Origin of the sequence: Delftia deserti, assembly GCF_042653485.1 — a bacterium.
Lineage (GTDB): Bacteria > Pseudomonadota > Gammaproteobacteria > Burkholderiales > Burkholderiaceae_C > Comamonas > Comamonas acidovorans.
In genome coordinates, this window is sequence record NZ_JBHSIH010000001.1 from 6,648,247 (window position 1) to 6,674,489 (window position 26,243).

At 67.5% G+C, this 26,243-nt stretch carries 20 protein-coding genes and 2 pseudogenes; 12 read left to right on the forward strand and 10 right to left on the reverse strand.

Annotation, left to right across the window (positions count from 1 at the left end):
- Positions 1 to 162 precede the first annotated feature (162 nt).
- Together trhA and ACFPFG_RS31335 are read left to right on the forward strand one after the other, a co-directional pair.
- Positions 163 to 816, forward strand: coding sequence for a PAQR family membrane homeostasis protein TrhA (gene trhA, locus ACFPFG_RS31330; protein WP_380109794.1), 654 nt, complete (start codon positions 163 to 165; stop codon positions 814 to 816).
- 90 nt (positions 817 to 906) lie between these two features.
- Positions 907 to 1,398 (forward strand): hypothetical protein, encoded by a 492-nt coding sequence (locus tag ACFPFG_RS31335; protein WP_380109797.1) that lies wholly within the window; start codon positions 907 to 909, stop codon positions 1,396 to 1,398.
- 86 nt (positions 1,399 to 1,484) lie between these two features.
- Here ACFPFG_RS31335 and ACFPFG_RS31340 read toward each other — a convergent pair whose 3' ends face one another.
- Positions 1,485 to 2,093, reverse strand: a complete 609-nt coding sequence (locus tag ACFPFG_RS31340) for a DUF4337 domain-containing protein (protein WP_183018261.1) — start codon at positions 2,091 to 2,093, stop codon at positions 1,485 to 1,487.
- A 481-nt stretch (positions 2,094 to 2,574) separates the two neighbouring features.
- Between ACFPFG_RS31340 and ACFPFG_RS31345 the strand changes: the two genes are divergently transcribed.
- From ACFPFG_RS31345 to ACFPFG_RS31355, 3 genes are read left to right on the forward strand one after another with little or no spacing between them, the layout of a single operon-like run.
- Complete coding sequence (locus tag ACFPFG_RS31345; RefSeq protein WP_183018260.1) at positions 2,575 to 3,882, forward strand: dicarboxylate/amino acid:cation symporter; 1,308 nt, start codon at positions 2,575 to 2,577, stop codon at positions 3,880 to 3,882.
- Positions 3,883 to 3,928: 46 nt separating this feature from the next.
- Entirely contained in the window at positions 3,929 to 5,809 is a 1,881-nt protein-coding gene (locus ACFPFG_RS31350) for a sensor histidine kinase (protein WP_183018259.1), read from the forward strand.
- Positions 5,806 to 7,152, forward strand: coding sequence for a sigma-54-dependent transcriptional regulator (locus ACFPFG_RS31355; RefSeq protein WP_312372248.1), 1,347 nt, complete (start codon positions 5,806 to 5,808; stop codon positions 7,150 to 7,152). The genes ACFPFG_RS31350 and ACFPFG_RS31355 overlap by 4 nt, the downstream gene beginning before the upstream one ends.
- Positions 7,153 to 7,199: 47 nt before the next feature.
- Here the strand turns inward: ACFPFG_RS31355 and ACFPFG_RS31360 are convergent, their stop codons facing one another.
- The 3 genes from ACFPFG_RS31360 to ACFPFG_RS31370 all read right to left on the reverse strand — a co-directional run bounded on the left by ACFPFG_RS31360 (position 7,200) and on the right by ACFPFG_RS31370 (position 9,991).
- Positions 7,200 to 7,541: a hypothetical protein gene (locus ACFPFG_RS31360; protein ID WP_380109800.1), complete on the reverse strand. Its 342-nt coding sequence runs from the start codon at positions 7,539 to 7,541 to the stop codon at positions 7,200 to 7,202.
- A 280-nt stretch (positions 7,542 to 7,821) separates the two neighbouring features.
- Positions 7,822 to 8,979, reverse strand: a complete 1,158-nt coding sequence (locus ACFPFG_RS31365; RefSeq protein ID WP_380109802.1) for an L-talarate/galactarate dehydratase — start codon at positions 8,977 to 8,979, stop codon at positions 7,822 to 7,824.
- A gap of 43 nt (positions 8,980 to 9,022) precedes the next feature.
- On the reverse strand, positions 9,023 to 9,991 hold the full coding sequence (locus ACFPFG_RS31370) for a Bug family tripartite tricarboxylate transporter substrate binding protein (RefSeq protein ID WP_380109804.1): 969 nt from the start codon (positions 9,989 to 9,991) through the stop codon (positions 9,023 to 9,025).
- 229 nt (positions 9,992 to 10,220) lie between these two features.
- Here ACFPFG_RS31370 and ACFPFG_RS31375 point away from each other — a divergent pair, with 229 nt between their 5' ends.
- Positions 10,221 to 11,225, forward strand: a complete 1,005-nt coding sequence (locus ACFPFG_RS31375) for a LacI family DNA-binding transcriptional regulator (RefSeq protein WP_197956016.1) — start codon at positions 10,221 to 10,223, stop codon at positions 11,223 to 11,225.
- Positions 11,226 to 11,229: 4 nt separating this feature from the next.
- Here the strand turns inward: ACFPFG_RS31375 and ACFPFG_RS31380 are convergent, their stop codons facing one another.
- A complete protein-coding gene (locus ACFPFG_RS31380) occupies positions 11,230 to 12,024 on the reverse strand; it encodes an arylamine N-acetyltransferase family protein (protein WP_312372238.1) in 795 nt (264 codons plus the stop codon).
- A gap of 96 nt (positions 12,025 to 12,120) precedes the next feature.
- Between ACFPFG_RS31380 and ACFPFG_RS31385 the strand changes: the two genes are divergently transcribed.
- Positions 12,121 to 13,614, forward strand: a complete 1,494-nt coding sequence (locus ACFPFG_RS31385; RefSeq protein ID WP_380109807.1) for an aminotransferase-like domain-containing protein — start codon at positions 12,121 to 12,123, stop codon at positions 13,612 to 13,614.
- Here the strand turns inward: ACFPFG_RS31385 and ACFPFG_RS31390 are convergent.
- Both ACFPFG_RS31390 and ACFPFG_RS31395 read right to left on the reverse strand, forming a co-directional pair.
- Positions 13,583 to 14,164 carry a peroxidase-related enzyme gene (locus tag ACFPFG_RS31390; protein ID WP_380109809.1) on the reverse strand — a complete coding sequence of 194 codons (582 nt, stop codon included), beginning with the start codon at positions 14,162 to 14,164 and terminating at the stop codon, positions 13,583 to 13,585. The genes ACFPFG_RS31385 and ACFPFG_RS31390 overlap by 32 nt on opposite strands.
- A 120-nt stretch (positions 14,165 to 14,284) precedes the next feature.
- Positions 14,285 to 15,211 carry a LysR family transcriptional regulator gene (locus ACFPFG_RS31395; protein ID WP_183018254.1) on the reverse strand — a complete coding sequence of 309 codons (927 nt, stop codon included), beginning with the start codon at positions 15,209 to 15,211 and terminating at the stop codon, positions 14,285 to 14,287.
- 134 nt (positions 15,212 to 15,345) lie between these two features.
- Between ACFPFG_RS31395 and ACFPFG_RS31400 the strand changes: the two genes are divergently transcribed.
- Positions 15,346 to 16,248, forward strand: coding sequence for an alpha/beta fold hydrolase (locus ACFPFG_RS31400; RefSeq protein WP_374617628.1), 903 nt, complete (start codon positions 15,346 to 15,348; stop codon positions 16,246 to 16,248).
- A 393-nt stretch (positions 16,249 to 16,641) separates the two neighbouring features.
- Positions 16,642 to 18,204: a YdgA family protein gene (locus tag ACFPFG_RS31405; RefSeq protein ID WP_380109812.1), complete on the forward strand. Its 1,563-nt coding sequence runs from the start codon at positions 16,642 to 16,644 to the stop codon at positions 18,202 to 18,204.
- A gap of 40 nt (positions 18,205 to 18,244) precedes the next feature.
- On the opposite strand, the pseudogene ACFPFG_RS31410 reads toward ACFPFG_RS31405, so the two are convergent.
- A pseudogene (locus ACFPFG_RS31410) lies at positions 18,245 to 18,595 on the reverse strand (IclR family transcriptional regulator domain-containing protein); the annotation flags it as partial.
- 201 nt (positions 18,596 to 18,796) lie between these two features.
- A pseudogene (locus tag ACFPFG_RS31415) lies at positions 18,797 to 21,790 on the reverse strand (IPTL-CTERM sorting domain-containing protein); the annotation flags it as partial.
- A gap of 71 nt (positions 21,791 to 21,861) precedes the next feature.
- Between ACFPFG_RS31415 and ACFPFG_RS31420 the strand changes: the two are divergent.
- Complete coding sequence (locus ACFPFG_RS31420; RefSeq protein WP_232245778.1) at positions 21,862 to 22,893, forward strand: helix-turn-helix domain-containing protein; 1,032 nt, start codon at positions 21,862 to 21,864, stop codon at positions 22,891 to 22,893.
- Between the two features lie 93 nt (positions 22,894 to 22,986).
- Here the strand turns inward: ACFPFG_RS31420 and ACFPFG_RS31425 are convergent, their stop codons facing one another.
- Positions 22,987 to 23,526, reverse strand: a complete 540-nt coding sequence (locus tag ACFPFG_RS31425; RefSeq protein ID WP_183018251.1) for a PadR family transcriptional regulator — start codon at positions 23,524 to 23,526, stop codon at positions 22,987 to 22,989.
- A gap of 159 nt (positions 23,527 to 23,685) precedes the next feature.
- Between ACFPFG_RS31425 and ACFPFG_RS31430 the strand changes: the two genes are divergently transcribed.
- Together ACFPFG_RS31430 and ACFPFG_RS31435 are read left to right on the forward strand one after the other, a co-directional pair.
- Positions 23,686 to 25,707 carry an NADPH-dependent 2,4-dienoyl-CoA reductase gene (locus ACFPFG_RS31430; protein WP_197956023.1) on the forward strand — a complete coding sequence of 674 codons (2,022 nt, stop codon included), beginning with the start codon at positions 23,686 to 23,688 and terminating at the stop codon, positions 25,705 to 25,707.
- A gap of 47 nt (positions 25,708 to 25,754) precedes the next feature.
- Positions 25,755 to 26,195, forward strand: a complete 441-nt coding sequence (locus tag ACFPFG_RS31435) for a nuclear transport factor 2 family protein (protein WP_197956024.1) — start codon at positions 25,755 to 25,757, stop codon at positions 26,193 to 26,195.
- Positions 26,196 to 26,243: the final 48 nt, after the last annotated feature.

The window sequence follows — 26,243 nt, forward strand, 5'->3', positions numbered from 1 at the left end:
CAAGGCCTGATGTTTCAATTTGGTGCTGCACGTCGTGTGGTGTACGGTGGACGGGCTCTCCAGCGTGTCCGTTGCCATCATTGCCCTGTCACGTCTGGGCCTTAGGGTGGCCGGGCCGGGCCAACGCGCCCGGCGTTGCTCAGCCATGCGCCAGGAGGCTCCATGCAAGATTTGCAGGCAGGCTCGCCGCACGGCACTTCCGTTTGGTGCCAGCCCGGCGAACGGTTCAATACCTGGAGCCATCTGGCAGCCCTGCCCGTGGGCCTGGCGGCCAGTGTGGTTCTCATCTGCGAAACGGTGGCCGGCGGTGATGCGCGCAAGATTGTGGGCGCTGTGGTGTTTGGCCTGTCTCTGGCGGCGCTGTTTGGCGCATCGGCCCTCTTTCATAGCTGTACCGGGGTGCGCAAGCGTTTCTGGCAGCGCGTAGACCACGCCTGCATTTACCTGCTGATTGCCGGCAGCCACACGCCCTTTGCCTTGATGGCGCCCCCTGGCTTGTGGGCTTGGCTGCTGCTGGGCGGCGTATGGGGGCTCGCATTTCAGGGTGCGATACGTGCACTGGGTTTCGATTCGCCGCCGCGCCTGTCCCTGTACATCAGCCTTGGCTGGCTCAGCTTGGGGAGCGCGGTGCCGGTGGCCTTTCGCCATGGTGCGCAGACCCTGGCCTGGCTGCTCGCCGGCGGACTGCTCTATTCGGCAGGAACGGTGTTCTACCGTCGTCTGGCGAGCATGCGCCACGCGCACGGCATCTGGCATCTGTTCGTGGTTGCCGGCAGCGCCTGCCATACCGTCGCGGTAGCCGGTTTGCTGGCCTGAGTCGACCGCTTTCGAAATAGACCCATGCCCGCGAACTGTATGGATAGACAGTAAAATCCTGGGCTTGATAGTTTCCACAAAGGTCTGGACATGTCTGGAGAACTCGAACAGGAAGTCGCCTCAATCTTCGAAGACCGCCTTTGGCACCACAACGGCTGGGAAGCCCGCGTCATCAAGAATGAAGACGACGATGGCTGGGCCGTCGCAATGACCCAGGACGGCCAGGTGGAGCCGAGCCTGGTCGGCCCGTGGACCATGGGCCGCGACAAGAAAAACCCCAAGCCGCTGGACGTTGCCGCCTTCAACACGCTCGTGAAGACGGCGCACGAGGTGATGCGCCGGCATGAGCAGCATCTGGCAGCGCAGTTGCACAAGGATGTGCAGATCATGGCGGGCGGGTCACGCGTGACCGTCTCTCTGGATATCGAGCCCGATGAGGACAATCCCAGCGCCACGCTCACCGCCACTGCCGCCGACGGCAGCGAGCTGGCCAAGGTGGGAGTCAGGCCGGACCATCAGCTCACCCGGACGTCTGCGCAAGCCTGGGCAGAGGCAGGCTATCCCCGTCCCAGCGAGGACTGAGCCGCGGGCAAGGCCGGGGAATCAGGGGGCTGCTTCACAGGTGCCTTCCAAGGCGGATATGCGGCTTTGCGGCTTTGCCACACGCTCTAGATGTGCAGCATGGCCAGCCCGCCCACGCCAAGGCCCAGCGCTGCCACGCCGAGCATGGCGTATTCCAGCCATTTCTTCTTGGTCAGCAGCGCGATGGCTGCAAGGGCAATGGCGACCTGCAGCGCGGTGGTGGCCTGAGCCCAGCGGTGATGCAGGTGCATCTGCATCTCGGACTTCTCGTCCCATTGCCGGGCCTCGGCTTCCAGGCGGTCGGCATCGCGCTTGATGTCATCCTTTTCTTTTTCGTAGCGCTCCACCTTGGCCTGGTAGGCTGCCCGCTTGTCCTCCGTGGTCGCCAGGTCACGCGCGAACTCGGACAGCGATTGCTTGGTGCTCTTGGCCTGGAAGAAGGCCCACTGGTTGGCCGCTTCGGTCTTCTTGATGGCTGCGTCGTTTTTGTACAGCCCGGCATTGGCCTGGGTGGCACCGCCCATGTACGAGAAGATGGCTCCGACCGTGGCGATGACTGCGGTGCACATGGCGATCTGGTTGGTCAGGCTGCCGCCGCCGATGCCGTGGTGGGCGGTTTGGCCATGCTCGCCCTGGGCGGCATGTTCTAGCTCGTGATCGTGTGGGCCATGGACGTGAAAGCCGCCGGAAGACATAGGTGCCAATTCCTTGATTCAATGGGGTGGCGCATTATGGGGCCGCTATGCCCGCAACCCCGGGCTCCGGGATGCGCGCAGCGCATGGAGGGTGTGTGAGGCTTCTTGTGCATGACCCGCAGCCCATGGCCTGGGCCTCGGTGTCCGCGTAATGCCCGGGGCACAGGCAGGACGCAGGCGGCATGCCCGGGCATCCGGCCGTCCGGTTTTCCGAACGGCGCCTGCATTCCATTGTTCGGATTTCCGTCCAACCTTATGCATAAAAGTAAGGTCGATATAGGCGGATCAAGCAGTTAGCGCGGGGTGCAGGTGCCGGATGCGGCTGGCACGGTCTGTGCACTGTCAGGCGCAGGCCACGTGCATCGTGGTTGTGTATGCAGGGAGACAAGCCCGTCTTCGCTGCGGCATCCGGCCAGTGGCCGGCAGCCGTGGTGGCCGGGCTCGCTTGCAAGACCGAAACACGTCCAACGAAAAAATCCGCATGAAATTCAACCGCTTGACCACCATGGTGCTCGTGGCCATGGTCCTCGGCGTGCTGGTGGGCTATGCCTGCAACAGCTACGCACCCACGCCCGAGGCCGCCAAGGAAATCGCCAGCTACTTCGGCATCCTCACCGATGTCTTCCTGCGCATGATCAAGATGATCATCGCGCCCCTGGTGTTCGCCACCCTGGTGTCGGGCCTGGCCAACATGGGCGATGCCAAGGCCGTGGGCCGCATCGGCGGCCGCGCACTGGGCTGGTTCATCGTGGCCTCGTTCTGCTCGCTGACCATCGGCCTGATCTATGCGAACGTGCTGCAGCCCGGCCATGGCCTGAGCGTGGCCCTGCCGTCGTCGGCCGAGGGCCTGAACCTCAAGACCTCGGCGCTGAACCTCAAGGACTTCATCGCCCACGTGTTCCCCAAGAACATCTTCGAGGCCATGGCCACCAACGAGGTGCTGCAGATCCTGGTGTTCGCGCTGTTCTTCGGCATTGCGCTGGGCAATCTGCACAACCAGGCCGCGCGCTCCATGGTGGGCCTGATGGACGAGGTGGTCCACGTCATGCTCAAGGTCACCGACTATGTGATGCGCTTCGCCCCCGTGGGCGTGTTCGGCGCCGTGGCCGGCACCATCGCCATCCATGGCCTGGGCATGCTGTCGGTGTTCGGCAAGTTCATGCTGTGCTTCTACCTGGCCCTGGCCACGCTGTGGGTGCTGCTGATCGTGGCCGGCTATTGCGTGCTGGGCCGTGACATCTTCCGCCTGCTGAACCTGATTCGTGGCCCGCTGCTGGTGGGCTTTTCCACGGCCAGCAGCGAATCGACCTATCCCAAGCTCATGGAGCAGCTGGAGAAGTTCGGCATCAAGCCGCGCATCATCGGCTTCGTGCTGCCGCTGGGCTACTCGTTCAATCTGGACGGCTCGATGGTCTACACCACCTTCCTGGCCATCTTCATCGCCCAGGCCTACGGCATCGACATGACGCTGACGGCCCAGATCACCATGCTGCTGGTGCTGATGGTCTCCAGCAAGGGCATTGCCGGCGTGCCGCGCGCATCGCTGGTGGTGGTGGCCGCCGTGCTGCCCATGTTCGGCCTGCCCGAGGCGGGCATCCTGCTGATCCTGGGCATCGACCACTTCCTGGACATGGGCCGCACGCTGACCAATGTGCTGGGCAATGCGATCGCCACGGCCGTCGTGGCCAAGTGGGAAGGCGCCGTCGATCCGACCACGGCCACGGATGACGACGAGTCCCTGCTGCCCACGGACCATTCCGAGCAAGGGCGGCCCGCTGTCTCGGCCTGAGGCCGGGGCGGTGCGGGAGGGCGCTGATAACATCGGTGCCTTCACCATGCCCGCCCGCCGCCCCCTGCGCCAGCTCATTCTGCTTTTGCTGTGGCTTGCCCTGAGCGGGCTGAGCGGCTGGGGTGCGTACCTGCTGGCGCAGCGGCTGGGCATTGCCGATCTGCGTGCCACGGGCATGCACCGGCTGGAGCTGTACGGCGCCAGCCTGCAGCGCGAGATCGGCAAGTACGCCTTCCTGCCCGACGTGCTGGCACTGGAAGGCAATGTGCAAAGGCTGCTGGCCGAGCCCGGCGACGAGCAGCTCACCAACCGCGTCAACGCCTACCTGGAGCAACTCAACGACCGTGCGGGAACGCTGACCGCCTACCTGGTCGATGCCCGCGGCCACGTCGTGGCCTCCAGCAACTGGCGGCGCTCCGACAGCTACATGGGCGAGGACCTGAGCTTTCGCCCCTACTACCGCACCGCCATGGCCACGGGCAGTGCGCGCTTCTTCGGCATAGGCACCACGCGCGGCGAGCCCGGCTACTACCTGGCCTCCACCCTGGGCGACGACACCCACACGCTGGGCGTGGCCGTGGTCAAGGTCAGCCTGGACCAGCTGGAGCAATCGTGGTCCACGGTGGAGGCGCCGGTGCTGGTGGGCGACGAGAACGGCGTCGTCATCCTGGGCACGGTCTCCGACTGGAAATTCACCACCTTGCGCACGCTGGACGAGGGCACGCGCGCCGCCTTCGACCACACGCGCCAGTACAACCGCCGCGCGCTGGAGCCCCTGGGCCTGCAGGTGCTGCGCGACCTGGGCCAGGGCGCGCGCCTGGTGCGCATCGCCCGCCATGGCGAGGAATCGCCAGGCTCGGTCTATCCGGTCAGCGGCCGCTTCCTGGCCCAGTCGCGCCAACTGCCTGGCACGCCCTGGACGATCACCGTGCTCTCGCACCTGGAGCAGGTCGACCAGCTTGCCCAGAGCCGCGCGCTGGCCGCGGCCGTGGGCGCGGCCTTCGTGCTGCTGCTGGCCATGATGGTCAACGAGCGCCGCCGCCACCTGCGCGACCGCCTGGCCGCGCGCGAGGCGCTGCAGGCCGCGCATGACGAGCTGGAGCGCAAGGTGGAGCAGCGCACGGCCGACCTGTCGGCCGCCAACGAGGCCCTGCAGGCCGAGGTGGTCGAGCGCACCCACGCCGAGGCCACGCTGCGCGCCGCCCAGGACGAACTGGTGCAGGCCGGCAAGCTGGCCGTGATAGGCCAGCTGTCCACGGGCGTGGCGCATGAACTCAACCAGCCGCTGACGGCGCTGCGCACCCTGGCGGGCAACAGCCAGCGCTTTCTGGAGCGCGGCGATACCGAAACCACGCGCGTGAACCTGGAGCGCATGGCGCAGCTGGCCGACCGCATGGGCCGCATCACGGGCCAGCTGCGCAACTTTGCGCGCAAGTCCAGCGGCGCCAGCCAGGCCGTGCCGCTGGCGCATGCGCTGGACAATGCGCTGGCCGTGCTGGAGTCGCGCGTGGCCGAGACCGGCGCCCGCATCCTGCGCGATGACGGCGTGCCCGAGGCCGTGGCCTGGTGCGACCGCAACCGCATCGAGCAGGTGCTGATCAACCTGATCAACAATTCCCTGGACGCCATGCGCGGCCAGCCCGCGCCCTGCCTGGAGCTGGCCTGCGCCGTGGCCGATGGCCGCGCCCAGGTCACCGTGCGCGACCACGGGCCGGGCCTGAGCGAAGCGGCGCAGGCCCATCTGTTCCAGCCGTTCTTCACCACCAAGGAAGAGGGCGTGGGCCTGGGCCTGGGGCTGGCGCTGTCGGCCGGCATCGTGCGCGAATGCGGCGGCACGCTGACGGGCAGCAACCATCCGGGCGGCGGCGCCGTCTTCACGCTGAGCCTGGCCCTGGCACCCTCCACCCCATCCGCCGACACACCATGACCGACGCCCTCAAAGTCCTGATCATCGAGGACGACCCCGACATCGTGCTCGGCTGCGAGCAGGCGCTGCAGCTCGAAGGCATTGCCTGCGAAAGCGTGGGCAGCGCCGAGCAGGCACGCCGGCGCCTGTCGCGCGACTTCGCGGGCATCGTGGTCAGCGACATCCGCCTGCCGCGCATGGACGGCATGGCCTTCCTGCGCGAACTGGTGGCCATGGATGCCGAGCTGCCCGTGGTGCTGATCACCGGCCACGGCGATATCTCCATGGCCGTGCAGGCCATGAAGGACGGTGCCCAGGACTTCATCCAGAAACCCTTCGCCCCCGAAACCCTGGTCGGCGCCGTGCGCCGTGCCCTGGAGCGCCGCCGCCTGGTGCTGGAGGTGCGCGCGCTGCGCCAGCAGCTGGACCAGCGCGACAGCCTGGAGCACCGGCTGATAGGCCGCGCGCCCAATATGCGCCAGCTGCGCCAGATGCTCACGGGGCTGGCGCAGAGCGCGGCCGATGTGCTGATCCAGGGCGAGACCGGCACGGGCAAGGAGCTGGTGGCGCGCTGCCTGCACGAGGCCAGCGCACGGCGCGATGGCAACTTCGTGGCCGTCAACTGCGGCGGCCTGCCCGACACGCTGTTCGACAGCGAAATGTTCGGCAGCGAGGCCGGCGCCTATACCGGCGCGGGCAAGAAGCGCATCGGCAAGCTGGAGCACGCCAGCGGCGGCACGCTGTTCCTGGACGAGATCGAAAGCATGCCCCTGCCCATGCAGATCAAGCTGCTGCGCGTGCTGCAGGAGCGCGTGCTGGAGCGCCTGGGCTCCAACACCCTGATCCCCATCGACTGCCGCGTGATCGCGGCCACCAAGGTCGATCTGCTGGAGTTGAGCCGGCAAGGATTGTTCCGCGCCGACCTCTACTACCGCCTGAACGTGGCCACCGTCTCGCTGCCGCCGCTGCGCGAGCGGCGCGAGGACGTGCCGCTGCTGTTCGAGCACTTCGCGCTGCAGGGCGCGGCGCGCCACCAGCGGCCCGTGCCCGAGCTGACCACGGCGCGCGTGCAGCAACTGCTGGGCTATGACTGGCCCGGCAACGTACGTGAGCTGCGCAACGTGGCCGAGCGCACGGTGCTGGGCATCGAGGCCGGCTCGCCCCCCTTCGGCCAGCCGGCCGGCACCACGGCGCAGGACGCCGCGCCCCGGCCGCTGTCCGCCGCTGTCGAGGCCTTCGAGCGCGCCCTCATCGCCGACGCCCTGCGCCGCCACGCCGGCAGCCTGGCGCGCACGGCCGAAGCCCTGTCCATGCCCAAGACCACGCTGCACGACAAGATCCGCAAGTACGGGCTGGATGGGTAGGGGCTGGTTGCCCGCCCCCAACCCGGATTTTCGGGAAACGGCCTGGCCTACCTGGATTCGTAGGACGGGCGCAGTGGCGCAATCGCCTTTTGAATCGCAGCGCGCACGGTGGGCCGGTCGATCACCTCGCCACAGTGCAGCACGGGCAATGGCTTGCCCTGCCCGGGACGGGCCTCGTCGCGCATGACGGCCATATCGCCCTTGGCGCCATTGCCGCCTTTGGCGTTCTCCCGCTGCACCTGCTCGGCAATGCCTGCCAGCACATCGATATCCCCGTGCATGCGCTGCACGATGACGGAGGCCCAGGCATCTCCCTGGTCCTTGAGATAGGGCTCGGCCTGCTGGGTCAGGCAGCTTGCGATGGCATAGCTTTCAACGTCGCGCTGCACTTGCGTGCGAGCGCCACCTGCGGGATTTGTGTCCGGGGTGCATCCGGCGATGGCTGGAACCAAAAGAAGCAAGGCCACGCGCATCAAGTCAGCTCCCAAATTTCGCCTGTTGAGGTTGTGATGGTCGAATGGCCCGGCCCGGCCCGGCCCGGCCCGGCCCGGCATGGACAGCCGCTGTCGTGGTCCGGCTGTCCACTGTTCACTCCATTTAGCCAAGCAATATATGTGAAAAGCCTGAGGTACCGGGTGTAACCAGGCCCTCAGCCGCTCGCAGCCGCCCTCAGCCCCGCTCCCCGAACTCCACGCTTTCGCGCGTCCAGCGCCGCGCCTGTTCGCTCAGGCTCAGTCCCAGGCCGGGGCGCGTGGGCACAAGCATGCGGCCATCGGCGATGTCCAGGCGTTCGTTGAACAGCGGCTCCAGCCAGTCGAAGTGTTCCACCCAGGGCTCGTTGGCGCAGGTGGCGGCCAGGTGCACGTGCAGCTCCATGGCGAAGTGGGGCGCCAGGCTCAGGTGGGCCAGTTCGGCCTGGGCCGCGATCTGCAGGAAGGGCGTGATGCCGCCCACGCGCGGCGCGTCGGGCATGAGGAAGTCGGCGCTGCGGTGGCGTATGAGATCGCCGTGCTCGGCGGCGCTGGTCAGCATCTCGCCGGTGGCGATCGGCGTGTCGAAGCGCGCGGCCAGCGCGGCATGGCCTTCGTGGTCGTAGGCGTCCAGCGGCTCCTCGATCCAGACCAGGTTGAATTCCTCGAAGACACGGCACATGCGCTGGGCCGTGGGGCGGTCCCATTGCTGGTTGGCATCGACCATGATGGGCGCGACATCGCCCAGGTGGGCGCGCATGGCCTCCACGCGCCGTATGTCCAGCGCGCAGTCGGGCTGGCCCACCTTGAGCTTGATGCCGCCTATGCCGCGCTCCAGCGAGGCGCTGGCGTTGCGCTTGAGCTCATCGAGCGGCGTGTGCAGAAAGCCGCCCGAGGTGTTGTAGCAGCGCACGGATTCGCGCTGCGAGCCCAGCAGCTTGGACAGCGACAGGCCCGCGCGGCGCGCCTTGATGTCGTACAGCGCCACGTCGAAGGCCGCGATGGCCTGCACGGCCAGCCCGCTGCGGCCCACGGAGGCGCCGGCCCAGCACATGCGCGTCCACAGCCGCGCAATGTCGCTGGGGTCTTCGCCCAGCAGGGAGGGCGCGATTTCGCTGGCATGGGCGAACTGGCCGGGGCCGCCGGCGCGCTTGGCGTAGCTCAGGCCCAGGCCCCGGTGGCCGTCGCGGGTCTGGATCTCGGCGAACAGCATGGCGACCTCGGTCATGGGCTTTTGGCGGCCCGTGAGCACCTTGGCATCGCTGATGGGCCGGGCCAGGGGGAGGTAGCAGGACGACAGGCGTATCCACTGGATGCGGTCCTGGCTGGTGGTTTCTGAAAGCGCGGAAGAAGTCATGGCTGCGGGAGTGCGGTGGTTGGAAAACGGACAGGGGCAGGCATCAGTCGATGCTGATCTTTCCGGCCTCGATGACCGTCTTCCAGCGCGCGTATTCCTGGCGCTGGAATTCGGCGAACTGCTGTGGGGTGCCGGCCACCATCTCGTAGCCGATGGAGACGAACTGCTCGCGCACCCGGGGATCGTTGAGCGCCTCGACAAAGGCCGCATGGGCCTTGTCGCGCAGCGCAGGCGGCAGGCCCTTGGGCGCGACGATGGCCTGCCAGGAGGCGACCTCCACGTTCTTCACCCCGGCTTCGGCCAGCGTGGGCAGGTCCGGCAGCACGGGCGAGCGGCGCGGGCTCGTCACGGCCAGGGCGCGCATCTTGGCGGCCCGGATGTGCTGTATCACGGCATTGATGTTCTGGAACGAGGCATCGACCTGGCCGCCGATCAGGTCGGCATGGGCGGGCGCGCCGCCCTTGAAGGGGATGTGCACGCCCTGGGTGCCCGTCTGCTGCCAGAACAGTTCGGCCGTCAGGTGGTCGCTGGAGCCGTGGCCGGCCGAGGCAAAGCTCATCTTGCCCGGATGGGCCTTGAGGTGGGTGACCACGTCGGCCACGCTTTTGTGCGGCGAGCTTGCGGGCACGACCAGCACGTTGGGCGACTGCACGGCCACGGTGATCAGGTCGAAGTCCTTGAGCGCGTCGTAGGGCAGGTTCTTGATCAGGTGGGGCACGATGACCAGCGGGCCCAGCGAGGTGACGAGAAAGGTCTGCCCGTCCGCCGCCGCGCGCTGCACGAAGGCCGCGCCGATGGTGCCCGTGGCGCCGGCCTTGTTCTCCACCACGAAGGACTGCCTGAGCTTCTCGCCCAGCCTGGGCGCCACGGCGCGCGCGACCTGGTCGGTGGAGCCGCCGGCGGGGAAGGGCACGACCAGGGTGACGGGCCTGTCGGGCCAGGCCTGGGCCGATGCAGAAAAGGCAGCGAGCGCGGCCAGGGCCAGCGCCATGGCACGAAGAATGTGATTCATCTTGTCTCCTGATTTGTGAATGACATCGTTATCATTTCCGGGGAGATGAAAAAGCGCCGATGCCATTTCTTAGATGCAAGGATTTGCGCTTCCAGCAAAATGATATCGTTGTCATTTTGGCTGTCAATCACGATTTCTGCGATGCAGGGCAGGCCTGGCGCCCGCGCGTGGAGGGCGGTCTGCTATCTTCAGGCCCGTCCCCGATACCAGCCCGCGATCGCGCTTGCCCATGAACACACCCACACCACCCAGGCCCGCCACGCTGCACGACGTGGCCGAGGCGGCCGGCGTCTCGCTGATCACGGCCTCGCGCGCACTGGGCAACCCTTCCATCGTTTCGGAGAAGACGCGCGAGCGCGTGCGCCAGGCCGTGGAGGCCACGGGCTATATCCCCAACCTGCTGGCCGGCGGCCTCAAGTCCCGCCGCAGCCGCATGGTGGCCGGCGTGGTGCCCGCGCTGTCGGTGTCGCAATTCCTGCCCACGGTGCAGTCATTGACGGCCACGCTGGCTCAGGAGGGCTATCAGCTGCTGCTGGGCCAGACCTTCTACGACGAGCAGCGCGAGGAAGAGGTGCTCAACGCCATGATCGGGCGCCAGCCCGACGGCATTGTGATGATGGGCCTGGTGCAGTCCGACAAGGCGCGCGAGCGGCTGCGCAGGACCGGCATTCCCGTGGTGGAAACCTGGGACTTCAGCGACCGGCCGCTGGACATGGTGGTGGGCTTTTCCCACCTGAAGGTGGGCAGCGCGCTGGCCGGCTATTTCCTCTCGCGCGGCCTGCAGCGCGTGGGCATGGCCACGGGCGGCGACCACCGGGCCCAGCAGCGGCGCGAGGGCTTTCTCGCAGCCTGGGGCCGCGAGGTGCCCACGGTCACCGTGTCCGCGCCCGGCAGCCTGGAGCTGGGCCGGCAGGCGCTGGGCCAGTTGCTGGCGCAGCAGCCTGATCTGCAGGCCGTGGTCTGCAGCTCGGACATGCTGGCCCACGGCATTTTGGTGGAAGCCCAGGCGCGCGGCCTGCGCGTGCCCGTGGACCTGGCCGTCTCGGGCTTCGGCAATGCCGATTTCGCGGCCCACCTGCTGCCGTCGCTGACCACCGTGCATGTGGACGGGCCGGGCATAGGCCGCCTGGCCGCCGAACTCGTGCTGGCACGCTGCAAGGGCCAGAGTGCCGGGCGCTCGGCGTTCGACCTGGGGTTCGAGCTGATCGAGCGGGATTCGACCCGCCTGGCTTAGAGGGTCAGCACACGGCAGCCGCCTGGCGCTCGGTCGCCAGCCCGAACAGGCTGCCCAGCACGTGCTGGATTTCATCAGGCGCCAGCTGCCTGGTCTCGGTGCCGCTGGCCGTGATGGTCTTGAGCGCGTCGCCCACCAGGATCATGCGGCCGGCCGGCTGGTGCAGCACCACCACCCGCTTTTGCACGAAGATGGCGTCCGGGTGCGTGGAGTTCAGGTAGTTGGCGGGCGCGAAATCCACCCACTCCTGGGGCGAGAGGTTGAAGGCGTACTGGTTGGCCCATTCACCGTCCACGCGGGCCTGCAGCAGGTACTCGCCCTGGTCGTCCAGGCTCAGGCGGAAGGTGTCGCCGTCCTGGCGGACCTCGGTGTCCAGCTCGTCCAGGGCCATGGGTGCGCGTATGCCGTAGCTGCCAAAGCCCAGGTCGCACAGCCAGCGCCGTCCCTCGACCTCGGCCACCAGGGCCATGTGGGTGCGGGGCCGGCGGGCCGGATAGAACATGGGCCGCGCCGCCACAAAGCGGTAGGCAATGCCCAGGGCCTGCAGCGCCATGGCGAACAGGCCGTTCACCTCGTAGCAGTAGCCGCCCCGGGCGCCGCCGAGGATCTTGGCCGCAATGTCTTCGGGCACCAGAGAGACGATCTTGCCGGCCTGCACGTCGAGGTTCTCGAAAGGCACGGAAAACAGCTGCTGGCGCATCAGCGCATGCAAGGTGGCGGCATCCGCCTGGGCGGAGTCCCCGGCACTGAAGGCGATGCGGCGGAAGTAGGCCTGGAGATCGAAATTGCTGGCTTGCATGGGTTTCCTCGGGTTGCTGGATGGCTGCAACGATAAATCGGGACCACCAATGCCTGTATAAGCAGAATCCAAGAAAACTGACCTGTACAGATTGGCATGCCCACCACCAACGAACCCTTGCCCCAGTACCGCCGCATTGCCCAGGCCCTGCGCCAGACGCTGGCCTGCGGCGCACTGCGTCCCGGCGATAGGCTGATCTCCGCCCGCAGCCTGGCCGAGCGCGAACAGGTCAGCCTGCCCACCGCGCTGGAGGCGCTGCGTTGCCTGGAGGCCGAGGGCCTGATCGTCGCGCGCCCGCGCTCGGGCTACTTTGTGCGCCAGGCAACCGGCGGCGCGGCGCTGCAGGCGTCCCGCCCGTCGTCGCGCCCCGTGCCCGTGACCCTGTCGGCCCTGGCGCGCTCGCTGTTCAGCAGCCCCGACACGCGCCTGATCCCGCTGGGTGCGGCATTGCCCGATCCGGCCTGGCTGCCCACGGCCCGGCTGCAGCGCGCGCTGCAGACCGCCGGGCGCCGCCTGGACGCGCACGGCCAGACCTACAGCATGCCGCCGGGCCGCGCGGACCTGCGCGGCCAGATAGCGGCCCGGGCTGCGCAATGGGGTGCGCGCTTCGGCCCCGACGACCTGGTCCTGACGGCAGGCGCCACCCAGGCCGTACGGCTGGCCCTGCGCGCCGTGTGCAAGCCCGGCGATGTCGTGGCCGTGGAGCGGCCCGCCTATTTCGGCAGCCTGCTGCTGCTGGAGGACCTGGGCCTGAAGGCGCTGGAGATTGCCACCGATCCCCGCGAAGGCCTGCTGCTGGAGCCGCTGGCCGAGGCCATTGCCCGCCACCGGCCGGCTGCCGTGCTGGCATCGCCCACCGTGCAGAACCCGCTGGGCGCCAGCATGCCGGTGGAGCGCAAGCAGGCCCTGGTGGCGCTGCTGGAGCGGGCGGGCATTCCCTTGATCGAAGACGATGTCTATGGCGACCTTGCAGGCGACGGCCAGCGCCCGCCGGCCTGCAAGGCCTTCGACGCCAGCGGCAACGTGCTGTACTGCGGCTCCGTGTCCAAGACCCTGGCGCCGGGCTGGCGCGTGGGCTGGATCGCGGCGGGCCGCTTCCATGCCCAGGTGCTGCAGGTGCGCCTGGCGGGCGACTGGGCCGGTGCGCCGCTGCTGGAAGCCGCCGTGAGCGAGGTGCTGGCCAGCGGCGACTACGACCGGCACCTGCGCCGTCTCAAGTCCCGTGTGCAGGCCGGGGTGCAGGCCGTCACGGCCAGGGTCGAGGCCAGCTTTCCGCCCGGCACCCGCGTCTCGGCCCCGCGCGTGGGCTTTCTGCTGTGGGTGGAGTTGCCGCGCCAGGTGAATGCACTGGAGGTGCACCGCCGCGCGCTGGAGTCGGGCATTGGTGTCAGCCCCGGCCCGCTGTTTTCATCGCGCTCTGACCTGCCCAACCACCTGCGCCTGAACTGCGCCAACGAGCCCACGCCGCGCCTGCTGGGGGCCGTGGGGCAGGTGGGGGAGATATGCCGGGGTTTGGTCGAGGGTGCTGCGGCGCGCCAGGGGGCACAGGTCGGCCAGCCTACTTCTTCTCGCGCGGCACGCGCCCCATGAGGAAGAACTCGGGATTGGGCTGCATGCCGGCAAAGCTGGCCATGCGGTTGGACAGGCCGAAGAAGGCGGTGATGGCGGCGATGTCCCAGATGTCCTCGTCGTCGAAGCCATGCGGGTACAGCGCCTCGAAGTCGGCCTCGCAGATTTCATGGCTGCGTTCGCAGACCTTCATGGCGAAGTCCAGCATGGCGCGCTGGCGGGCGCTGATGGCGGCCTTGCGGTAGTTGACGGCTACCTGGTCGGCCACGTAGGGCTGCTTTTCGTAGATGCGCAGGATGGCGCCGTGGGCCACCACGCAGTACAGGCACTGGTTGGCCGCGCTGGTGGTAGTGACGATCATCTCGCGCTCGCCCTTGGTCAGGCTGCCTTCCTCCTTGAGCATGAGGGCATCGTGGTAGGCGAAGAACGCGCGCCACTCGGCGGGGCGGCGCGCAAAGGCCAGGAAGACGTTGGGAATGAAGCCGGCCTTTTCCTGCACTTCAAGAATGCGGGCGCGGATGTCCTCGGGCAGGCTGGACAGTTCGGGCTGGGGGTAGCGGGCGGTGGCCATGTGTCTTGTCTCCTGGGTGTGGTGGTTGCTGTTGCGGGCCATGTTCGCATGGCCTGCGCTGCGCAGGGTGAACGCACATGACAGCCTGTCTGCCGCCGAGGTTGCAGATTGCGCCCGGGCTCAGGCGGGCACCATGTCCGGCTCAGGCCGTTGTGCAAACCAGTCGCCCAGAAAGCCGGTGAGCGCGCGGATTCTGGCCGACATCTCGCTGCGCGTGGCGTGCACCAGGTAGATGTCGGCCGCAGGCAGCTGCCATTGGGGCAGGACCTCGCGCAGCGCGCCTGCGGCCAGCGGCGCGGCCACATCCCAGAGCGAGCGCTGCAGGATGCCGTGGCCGTCCAGCGCCCAGGCCAGGGCCGCAGCGCCGTCGTTGGTGCTCATCACGCCGTTGACCTTGATGTTGTGCTCGCTCATGCCCTGGCGCGTGCGCCGGCTCAGGCGCCAGCTGCCATAGGTTTCGTCGCTCTCGCGGATCACGATGCAGCGGTGGGCCTGCAGGTCGGCGGGCTGGCGCGGCTCGCCGTGGGCGTTGAGGTAGGAGGGCGCGGCGCACAGCACGCGGCGGTTGGGCAGCAGCAGGCGGGCGGTGAGGGCGGAGTCGGGCAGGGCGCCAAAGCGCACCACGGCGTCAAAGCCCTGCTCGACCAGGTTGACGGGCCTGTCCGTCAGCTGCAGTTGCACCTGCACTTCGGGATAGGCGCGCGCAAAGGCCGACAGCGCGGGCGCCAGCCGCTGGCGGCCAAAGCCCAGCGTGCACGCAATGGACAGCGGGCCGCGCGCCGTGGCGCGCGTGCCCGAGATGCTGCGCTCCAGCGCCTCCAGGTCGGCCAGGATGCGCGCGCCGTCCAGCAGGTAGGCTTCGCCCTCGGGCGTCAGGTGGATGCGCCGTGTCGTGCGCTGCAGCAGGCGCACGCCCAGGCGCCGCTCCAGCAGGGACAGGCGGCGGCTGACGGCGGGCGGCGTCACGCCCATCTGCTGGGCCGCGGCGGCCAAGCTGCCTTCGCGGATCAGCAGCGAGAAGAAGCGCAGGTCGGAAAAGCCGTCCATGGGTGGGTGCAGCAGGCGCTGGATTCGTAAATTGAACTGATGGATCAATGCAGTATTTTGCTATTTATGCAGCCTGGTTTACTGATTAGCATGGCAGGCTGACAGTCATGAACAACGTAGAAGGAATCTCCGGGATGCACACAGATCCATGGATGCCGGGCCTGCGCCAGCAGCGCATCACGGTCGATGACGGCGTGGAGATCAACGCCTGGGTGGGCGGCCAGGGGCCGGCCCTGCTGCTGGTGCACGGCCACCCGCAGACCAGCGCCATCTGGCACCGCGTCGCGCCCCGGCTGGCGCAGCAGTTCACCCTGGTGCTGGCAGATCTGCGCGGCTATGGCGACTCCTCGCGCCCGGCCGGCGATCCCGAGCATGTCAACTACAGCAAGCGCACCATGGCCCGCGACCTGCTGCGGCTGATGGCCCGGCTGGGCCATGAGCATTTCAGCGTGCTGGCGCATGACCGGGGCGCGCGCGTGGCGCACCGGCTGGCCATGGACTATCCCGCCAGCGTGCAGCGTCTGGTGCTGCTGGACATTGCGCCCACGCTGGCCATGTACGAGCAGACCGGCGAGGCCTTTGCACGCGCCTACTGGCACTGGTTCTTCCTGATCCAGCCCGCGCCGCTGCCCGAGCGCCTGATCGAGGCCGACCCCGCCGCCTATGTGCGCGAGATCATGGGCCGGCGCAGCGCCGGCCTGGCGCCCTTCGATCCCCGGGCGCTGGCCGAGTACCAGCGCTGCCTGGCGCTGCCGGGCAGCGCGCACGGCATGTGCGAGGACTACCGCGCCTCGGCCGGCATCGATCTGGAGCACGACCGCGAAGACCGCCGGTTGGGACGCAGGCTGCCCATGCCGCTGCTGGTGCTCTGGGGCGAAGAGGGCGTGGTGCACCGCTGCTTCGATCCGCTGCGCGAGTGGCAACTGGTGGCCGATGATGTGCGGGGCCGGCCGCTGGCCTGCGGGCACTACATCGCCGAAGAGGCGCCCGACGCATTGCTGGACGCGGCCCTGCCATTTCTGCTGCAGGCCGGGTGAGTGCCGCCATTGGAGGCACTCGATACGGCATTCGGGCAAGCCGGCAAAGAGGGGAAAGGTGCATTCACGCCATATCCGTGACGCCATATGCATGACGCCATAGCATTTCCCTCCGAGTTCAATTGGCATGCCAATCATGTGCTGCAATGGTAAGCATTTGAAAAATCCGGTGGCCTGTCTTGCGCGGGCAATGCCTGGGGCGCAGGTCTTGAAAACCGCTGCAGGCAAGGCCTGGCAAGCCCTGGGCAAGGGCCTGCGTCCTTGCGTGCCTGCGACAGGAGGCATGGCTGCGCCAATGCACAGCCCATTGCCGTTCCGTGGTGAAACGCCGAACTGATACAGTCGCGCGGCCCGCCCGAGGGGGAGGGTCTTATTCATCACGGGATATTCACAATGAGCAACAAGAAAACCGCAGTGGCCGCTGCCGTGGCATTGGCCGTCGTGGCCTATGGAGGAACCACCTGGTATACGGGCCAAAGGGCCGAGTCCGGCTACAAGGATGCAGTGGCCGAATTGCGCAAGGTGCTGGGCGAGAAGGTCGTCGTGACCGACGAATACCACAAGGGATTCCTGTCATCCCAGGCCAAGCTGGTGCTGCAGTGGCCTGCGGCGGAAGCTCAGGCCGCCGAGGCGGCTGAAACGGCAAAAACGGCTGACGTGGCAAAAGCAGCCGACACAACTGAAGCGCCCGCCGCCGCAGAACCGGTCGCTGCGGCCAAGCCTGTGCGCCTGGTGGTGGACACCACGGTGCGCCACGGCCCGCTGGCCGGTGGCCGACTGGCGGCAGCGGTTTCCGAGACACGCTTTGCGCTCGACGGACTGGACGAAAAGAGCACTCAGATGCTGGCCAAGGCCGCAGCCCCCACGCTGACCAGCGTGCACCACTTCACGGGCGGACAGGATGTGCGCCTGCTGCTGCCCGCCGGCGAGCTGGGCGACCAGGAAGTCACCATGCGCTGGCAGGAAATGGTGCTGGACACGGCCCTGGGCGGTGGCAGCGTCAAGGGCACCTGGCGCTGGCCCGAGGTGGCCCTGCTGGGCCTGCCCAGCCGCGACAAGTCCATGGGCGTGGAAGAGGAAGAGGGCGAGGAGGAGGAGTCCGACAACGACGAGGCCCTCCCCACCCAGCCGGCCTCAGTGCCCGTGGAGCGCACCAGCATCATGCTCACGGGTCTGGAGAGCAGCTTCGAGAACAAGGTCATCGACGGCCTGTGGGGCCTGGGCCCCGGCAAGGCCAGCGTGCGCATCGCGCGTTTGGGCATGAGCAGCACGCCCGCCGAAGGCGGCGAGGCCAAGACGCTGCTGGACCTCAAGAACGTGGACGGCAGCTCGGTCATCGAGTCCGACAAGACCACGCTGGGCATGACCACCCAGGTCAAGGGCACGGGCCGCATCGGCCCCATCGATTTCGAGTCCGTGGGCTACGAGGAAAAGATCCAGCGCCTGGACATCGAGGCCCTGCGCGGCTTCCAGCGCGTCATGGTCGAGGGCTACCGCAAGGAGGGCCTGGCCAAGGCGCTGGAATCGCTGGAAGAGCAGGGCATGGGCGTGCTGATGCAGAACGCCCCGCGCCTGGTGGCGGCCCTGCCGGCCTACTCCATGAAGCTGCAGGCCACCTACCAGGGCCAGACCGGCCACCTGGAGTACGGCGCCGAAGTGCAAAGCGCGCCCACGCAGGAGCAGGTCGCCCAGGCCGGCTGGATGCCGGCGCTGCTCAAGACCTCGGCACTGCAGGCCAATGCCAGCCTGCCCAAGGCCTGGCTGGAGCCGCTGCTCAAGGCATCGGGCAAGCCCGATGCCTCGGCCGAGGATGTGGAGGGCATGCTGGGCATGGCCCAGGCCACAGGCTATGCCCGCCTGGAAGGCGACAAGCTGGTCAGCGCGCTCAAGATGCAGGCCGGCCAGGTCACGCTCAACGGCAAGCCCATCGCCCTGCCCATGGGCGCGCTGCAGTAAGCGGCCATCCACCTTCCGGGCGCCGCCCCGGAGGGTGTTCTCAGGGATGCCACTGGCTGGCGCGCACCACGGGGGCCTGTGTGCTGGCGCTGCCCGCCAGCGCATAGGACAGCTGGTTGGCCGCCGCCACCACGGTCTGCGCCATGGCTTCCAGCCGGGACTCGGGCAGGCGCGATGCCGGCCCGGAGATGCACACCGACCCCATCAGCCGCCAGTGCATGCCGAACACCGGCGCCGACACCGTGGCCACGCCCTGTTCGCGCTCGCCGATGGACCAGTGCTAGCCGCGCTGGCGGATCTGCTCGTACACCGGCCCCGGTTCGCCTGAAAACGCCAGGATCATGCGCCCCGGCGAGCCCTGGTCCAGCGGCAGCCCCTCGCCCATGCGCGCCGATCTGGCGCAACAGGCGCTGGAGCTGCTGGCCCTCTGGCGCGAGTCCGATGCTATTTCGCTGCACTGCCCGCTGACCGAGGAAAGCCGGGCATGGGCGTGGGCGCGGCCCGCAGTGTGCTGGAGATGCTGGGCGTGTAAAGCTTCAATAGGTTGCATCCGGTGTTCATCCGGGTTGGATTTGAGAGACTGGACCACCATCGCGCATGCCGCGAGCAGGCAGGACATCAGCAGCAGGCCCCACTCGCCGAGCGTGGGAATGCCCACGCCATCGGGCGCCAGCAGCATGGGCGCGAACGGGTCTGCTATGTCGCCCGCCGTCGTGTCGTTGTCCCCTTCGCCGTTGTCGGTGACCTGGTAGGTCACGGTATGGTCGCCATTGCTGAGCGCCATGACACTGGGCGTGAACCAGCGTGCCGCCTGGCCAGTGGCTGGCGGGCCAAACTTCTGCAGTGCCAGCCCCGCCAAACTGCGCGGATACGTGATCGCCACTGTGAGCGTTGCGCCCGCGCAGCCCGTGGCGCTGAAGCTGAACACCCCCAGCGGAAAACCCGCATTCCGGGAGCCTTCCGGGGGGACGGTGGCATTGAACTGCACCGAGCCCGGCACCACAGTGCAACCCGCGGGGCCGCCGCTGATGACCACTGCAGCGCTGCCACCAGCACCGCCGTTGCCCGGCAGCGGCACCGCCGGGTCGTTCACCATCTGCGGTGTGACCGGCGGCGATGTGGACGATGGGACGCTGTTGCCCACGCCATTGGTGGCCACGGCAACGAACGTATAGGAAACGCCGGGCGTCAAGCCCGTGAACACGCACGACGTGGCGGGTGGTGTCGCCGTGCAGGATGCGCCGCCAGGTGTGGCAGTCACCGTGTAGCGGGTGATGGTGCTGGCGCCATCACTGGCCGGTGGCGTGAAGCCCACCTCCACCTGGGTGCCGGTGACCGCCACCGTCACCGCTGTTGGCGAATCGGGAACGCGCATCGGGGTGACCGATGCCGAGTCCGTCGACGCAGCGCTGTCGCCTGCGCCATTGGTTGCGACCACGGAAAAAGTATGGGGCACAAGGGGAGTCAGCCCCGCAACCACGCACGATGTGGCGGGTGGGGCCGCCGTGCAGAAGGCGCCTCCTGGCGTGGCCGTTACGGTGTAGCGGGTCACCGCGCTGCCGCCATCGTCGGCCGCCGGGGTGAAGCTCACCGTGGCCTGCCGATTGCCGGCCAGTGCGGTCACTGCCGTGGGGGCGCCTGCCACCACGGCCAGCGCAACGACCGGTGCCGATGCCGCCGAAGCGGGGCTGTCACCCACTCCGTTGGTGGCAACGACGGTGAATGCGTAGGGCATGCCAGGCGTCAGCCCCTGCACCACGCACGATGTGGCGGGTGGCGTCGCCGTGCAGAAGGCGCCACCCGCCGTCGCCGTTGCGGTGTAGTGGGTTACCGCGCTGCCACCATCGCTGGCGGGGGTAAAACCCACGGTTGCCTGCCGACCGCCGGCCAGGCCCGTCACCGCGGTGGGCGCGCCTGCCGTCCCTGTCAGGCGCATGACCATGAGCCTGTTCCTGTTGGCGCCGTTTGTGTAGGCAATATAGGGCGAGCCATCGGGCGCCACAGACAGGCGCGCCTCCCTCTGAGGCAAAGCGGTGTCGCCCGCGTCAGCCCAGGCCGTGCCGTTGAAGCGCATCACCCGGAGTTTGTCGCCATTGCCACGATCAATGAAAGTCATGTAGGGCGAGCCATCGGGCGCGAACGACAGCGACATGGCCAATGCGGTATCCGAGGAAAACCCGGGACCTCCCACGTTGGCCCAGGCCGTGCCGTTGAATCGCATCACCGTAGCCCTGTAGCCATTGCCGACATCCGAAAAACCCACATGGGCGGCACCATCGGGCGCGAACGACAGGCTATGGTCGTACACGCCTGCGGCAGAAACCCCGGACCCGCCGACGGCCTCCCAGGCTGCACCGTCAAAGCGCATCACCACCAGTTTGTTGCCGTTGCCCGCGTCCTTGAAATCCAGGTAGGGCGAACCATCGGGCGCGAACGACAAGGAGGTGGAATCCGACTGGCCCGCAAAGAAACCAGCGGTTCCGACGGTAGCCCAGGCCGTGCCATCAAAGCGCATCACGGTGGTCTTGTTGCCGCTGCCGTTTTCGCGAAACGCCACATAGGGCGTGCCATCAGGTGCTACAGCCAGAGACAGCGCACTCACGGCCACAGCAGAAAAACCGGGGCTTCCCACGTTGATCCAGTCTGCTCCGTCAAAGCGCATCACAGTGGTCCTGTTGCCATTGTCGTCGTCGCCAAAAGCCACATAGGGCGTGCCATCGGGCGCGAACGACAAAGACTGGTATACCGCCGAACCCACTGAAACGACAGGACTACCCACGTCGCCCCAGGCCGTGCCATCAAATCGCATCACCCTGGTTTTGTAGCCGAGGCCTGCATCCGCGAACGCCGCATAGGGAGAGCCATCGGGCGCGAACGACAGGGAGTGGTGCAGCGCGCTGTCGGCGGAAAACCCGCTCCCTCCGACCATCTCCCAGGATGCCGCGCCAAACGCGGCCATGGCCGTGGTGCTGAACGCCGCACTGGCGTCGTCCGCGCCATTGGTGGCACAGAGGGTGTAGTCGCTGGCCTGGGCAAGGTTGCGCACGGTGTATCTGGCATCGGTGCCAGCGGCCAGTACCAGCGAGCCCTTGCGGTAGGCCGCTGCACCCGTGCTGTTCTGGCCCGCCAGGGTCTGGGCCGTGCTGCCGCAGCTCTGGCCTGCGGGCAGCAACGTCAGGTAGCCCGTTCCCGCGCTGGTGGAGTTCAGGGTGACGGTGACCATGCCCGCCGAGTGCGTGGTGGACACGACGCTGATGGCGGCTTGGGCACCGCCACCGGCAAAGCCCACGGCGAGCAAGGCAGCACGCAAAAACTGGAGGCACAAGGGTTGCAGGAACATGTTTTTCTTACGTGGGCGCCGAAGGCGCGTCTTGCGGCGGCGGAACCTTGTCCGCTGGTGCCGGGTGGGCGCATAAAAGTGATTCGTGCGAGCGAGATGCAGCAGAACGCAATGCCCGCGCGGTGTTTCACATTCTTGCCAACGGGCGCCTGCAACCTTGACAAGGTGTCTCACTTGCCAGAATTTTTTAGAGATTTGTACAAAAGAGAGGCATTGGACTGCCCCAGCGCAGAGCGCTGACGCCATGGTTGTGGCATGGATGGATTTCCTCTTTCAGGCGGCGTATGCGCCTGCAAGCATTGGATAATCCAGCTCCCATGACGTTCGTCCCTGACCGCTACGCCTACCCCACCGTCTCTGCCGGACCGACCACCCCCTTGCCGGCCATGGTCCGCCAGCACTTCACGGTGGCGCACGAGGCGGTCAACGCGCAGGCCATCGCCTGGAGTGACTACGTAGGGCGAATCCTGGATGCTCCCGTTTCGCGCAGCCAGGTGGAGCATGGGTTTCGGGGTGACCTTGACGCCTGCGTGCTGCCCGACATGATCTACCTCGATAGCCGCACCGACCGGCTGATCCAGGCCCGCACCGGCGCCCGCATCTCGCGGGATTCCATGCGTGACTTTGTATTCCATGTGGCGGTCCACGGCATGCTGGAGACCCATGTGAAACAGGGGCTGCACACCCGCTCCACCCAGTTCGTGCCGGGCATCCTGGCGCTGGACATGGCGCAGCCCATGCGCATGGTGCGGCCCACCGGGACCCGGACACTCGCGTTCTTTCTTCCGCGGGCGATGGTGGAATCCGAGATTGCGGATGCGCAATCCATTCATGGACGTGTGATCGCCTTTTCCTCACTCTCGGCCAGCCCCATCCCCGATCTTCTGTTTGCGCTGTGTCACCAGCTTTCGTCCATGCCCGCAGAAGAAGCCGCCACGAGCATTCGCACCTGCGCCCATTTGATCCTTGGGGCCTTCGGCAAGCAGCACGACCTGAGCCTGCGCACCCGGAATGCCGCACGCCAGGCGATTCAAATCCAGGTGCGCAACCATGTCCAGGCCAATCTGCACAACGCGCGCCTCTCGCCCGAGAGCATCATGGAGCGCTTCACCATCACTCGCCCGACGCTCTACCGGATGTTCGAAGAAGAAGGGGGTCTGGTCACCTACATTCGGAACTGTCGGCTATGGGCCTCGGCAGTCGACTTGGTGCGACAGCCTGATGTGGCCGCTGTCCAGGTGGGTTACAGCTTCGGTTTTGGCAGTGCCTCCGACTTCTCCAGGGCATTCCGGCGGGCCTTTGGCGTTGCACCGCAAGAGTACCGCGCGCACCAGTTCCGCATGGAGTAAAACAGTCTTCCAAACACTTTCGGAGTGGGGCGCCTCCCATAGAGCCTGAGGCTCCCACGCGTCCAATGTCGGCGCTATGGAAACACAAGCACCTCAAGGCCTGGCCGGCATCTCCAGGATCTCGCGGGCCTCGCGCAGCAGGCCTATCCACAGCTCTTCATGCTGTATGCCGGCCTTGAGCACCAGGTGCTGCAGCCGCCGCTCGCGCGTGGGTGGCTTGTCCAGGAAATCGCGCTGCTCCAGGCGCTGGTAGACGTCGAGCTGCGCCTGGTGCAGTGCCAGCAGCCGCTGCACTTCGTCCTGCAGTCCGCAGGGGCCCACCACCGCCTCGGCACGCAGGCGGACCATCCATTCCTCGCGCAGCGGCTTGGGGTCTTCCTGCTCGGCCACCCAGCGCTTGAGCTCCTTGCGGCCCGTGGGCAGGATGCGGTACTGGCGCTTGCGGCCCCGGCCGGATTCGGCGGGCAGGGCCTCGATCCATTGCGCCTCTTCCAGCCGCGCGAGTTCGCGGTAGATCTGCTGGTGCGTGGCGTTCCAGAAATAGCCGATGGAGCGGTCGAAGCGCTCGGCAAGTTCCGAGCCCGAGCAGGGGTGCTCGACCAAGGCGGTGAGAAGGGCGTGTGGCAAGGACATCGGCAACAAAGGGACTGGCGCTGGCCGCCATCTTACGGTCCTGCAGAAAGGGCCGAGTGGGCGGGAATGTCATTTCTGCAATTTTTTGCGCAACCAGTTGCATAAATAAAGGAGGCTGACTACATTCATGCAATCAGTTGCATAAAAAGCGAGACAGGCATGACCCACTATCCCCACCTGAATGCCGAACTGGACCTGGGCTTCACCACGCTCAGAAACCGCGTGCTCATGGGCTCCATGCATGTGGGCCTGGAAGAGGCGCCCAACGGCTTCGAGCGCATGGCCGCCTTCTACGCCGAGCGCGCGCGCGGCGAGGTGGGCTTGATCGTCACGGGCGGCATCGCCCCCAATGAGCGCGGCCGGCCCATGAAGGGCGGCGCCATGATGGTCAACGAACACGAGGCGGACCAGCACCGCATCGTCACGCAGGCCGTCCATGCCGAGGGCGGCAAGATCGCCATGCAGATCCTGCACTTCGGCCGCTATGCCTACCAGCCCGGGCTGGTGGCGCCCAGCGCGCTGCAGGCGCCCATCAACCCCTTCGTGCCGCATGCGCTGACGGGCGACGAGGTGGAGCAGACCATCGAGGACTTCGTGCGCTGCGCAGCCCTGGCCCGCCATGCGGGCTACGACGGCGTGGAGATCATGGGCTCGGAGGGCTATCTGATCAACGAGTTCATCGCCGCACGCACCAACCACCGCGACGACGAATGGGGCGGCAGCTACGCGGGCCGCATGCGTTTTGCGGTGGAGATCGTGCGGCGCACGCGCCAGCGCGTGGGGCGGGACTTCATCATCATCTACCGCCTGTCCATGCTGGACCTGGTGGAAGGTGGCTCCACGCTGGAGGAAGTGATCGCGCTAGCCCAGGCCATCGAGGCCGCAGGCGCCACGCTGCTGAACACGGGCATAGGCTGGCACGAGGCGCGCATCCCCACCATCGCCACCAAGGTGCCGCGCGCCGCCTATGCCTGGGTCACGCAGCGCGTGATGGGGCAGGTGGGCATCCCGCTGATCACCTCCAACCGCATCAACACGCCCGAAGTGGCCGAGCGCCTGCTGGCCGAGGGCTATGCCGACATGGTCTCCATGGCCCGGCCGCTGCTGGCCGATGGCGACTTCGTGCGCAAGGCACGCCAGGGCCGGGCCGACGAGATCAACACCTGCATTGCCTGCAACCAGGCCTGCCTGGACCATACCTTTGGCGGCAAGATCACCTCCTGCCTGGTCAACCCGCGCGCCTGCCATGAGACCGAGCTGGAGATTGCGCCCGCGCCCGCCGCCAAGCGCATCGCCGTGGTGGGCGCCGGCCCGGCGGGCCTGAGCTTCGCCGTCACCGCTGCGCAGCGCGGCCATGCGGTGACGCTGTTCGATGCGGCCAGCGAGATCGGCGGGCAGTTCAACATTGCCAAGAAGGTGCCTGGCAAGGAGGAGTTCCACGAGACGCTGCGCTACTTCCGCCGCCAGCTGGAGCTGGGCGGCGTGGCGCTGCGGCTGGGCCACCGCGTGGAGGCAGCCCAGCTCATCGAGGGCGGCTATGACGAGATCGTGCTGGCCACGGGCATACGGCCGCGCGTTCCTGACATCGACGGCGTGGACCATCCCAAGGTGCTCGGCTACCTGGACGTGCTACGTGACGAGCGGCCCGTGGGCGAGCGCGTGGCCATCATCGGCGCGGGCGGCATAGGTTTCGATGTGGCCGAGTACCTGACCCATGCCGGCGACAGCGGCGCCGTGGCGCCCCGCAAGTTCTATGCGGAGTGGGGCATAGACACGGACTACGCCCAGGCCGGCGGCCTGGCGCAGCCGCAGGCCGAGCCATCGCCGCGCCGCGTGCACCTGCTGCAGCGCAAGTCCACCAAGGTGGGCGACCAGCTGGGCAAGACCACGGGCTGGATACACCGCACCTCGCTGAAGGCACGCAGTGTGGCCATGGGCTCGGGCGTGGCCTATGAGCGCATCGACGACGCCGGCCTGCACATCACCGTGGACGGCCAGCCGCAGCTGCTGGAGGTGGACAACGTCGTGCTCTGCGCGGGCCAGGAACCGCAGCGCGAGCTGCATGCGGCCCTGAGCGCGGCGGGCTGCAGCGTGCACCTGATCGGCGGCGCCGACGTGGCGGCCGAACTCGATGCCAAGCGCGCCATCCTGCAAGGCACCACGCTGGCGGCCAGCCTTTGAGGGCGCCGCCCGATTCCGTTTTCAACCTCAACCACCAGGAGACATGCATGTCCCAGCCCCCGAAGAACGCCCATCCCGCAGTCGCCCGCTCCCTGGAGCTGTGGCATCGCATGGTTGCCGCCAGCGACCTGGGCGAGCTGCACACCATCGTCCATCCCGATGCAGTGTTCCGCTCGCCCATGGCGAACACGCCCTATGCCTCGGCGCCCGCGCTGATGCTGGCGCTGTCCACCGTGGTCCAGGTCTTCGAGAACTTCACCTACCACCGCCAGATGGCCAGCGATGACGGCCTGGACGTGGTGCTGGAGTTCAGCGCCAGCGTGGGCGGCAAGAACCTCAAGGGCATCGACTTCATCCGCTTCGACGAGCAGGGACTGATCCGGGAGTTCGAGGTCATGGTGCGCCCCATGAGCGGCCTGCAGGCCCTGGGCACGGAGATGGGCAAGCGGCTGGGTGACAGGCTTCCCGCCTTCAAGGCCGTGGCCTGAGGGCAGGGCGCGCCATGAAAAACGCCCCCGGCGATGCGGGGGCGTTTT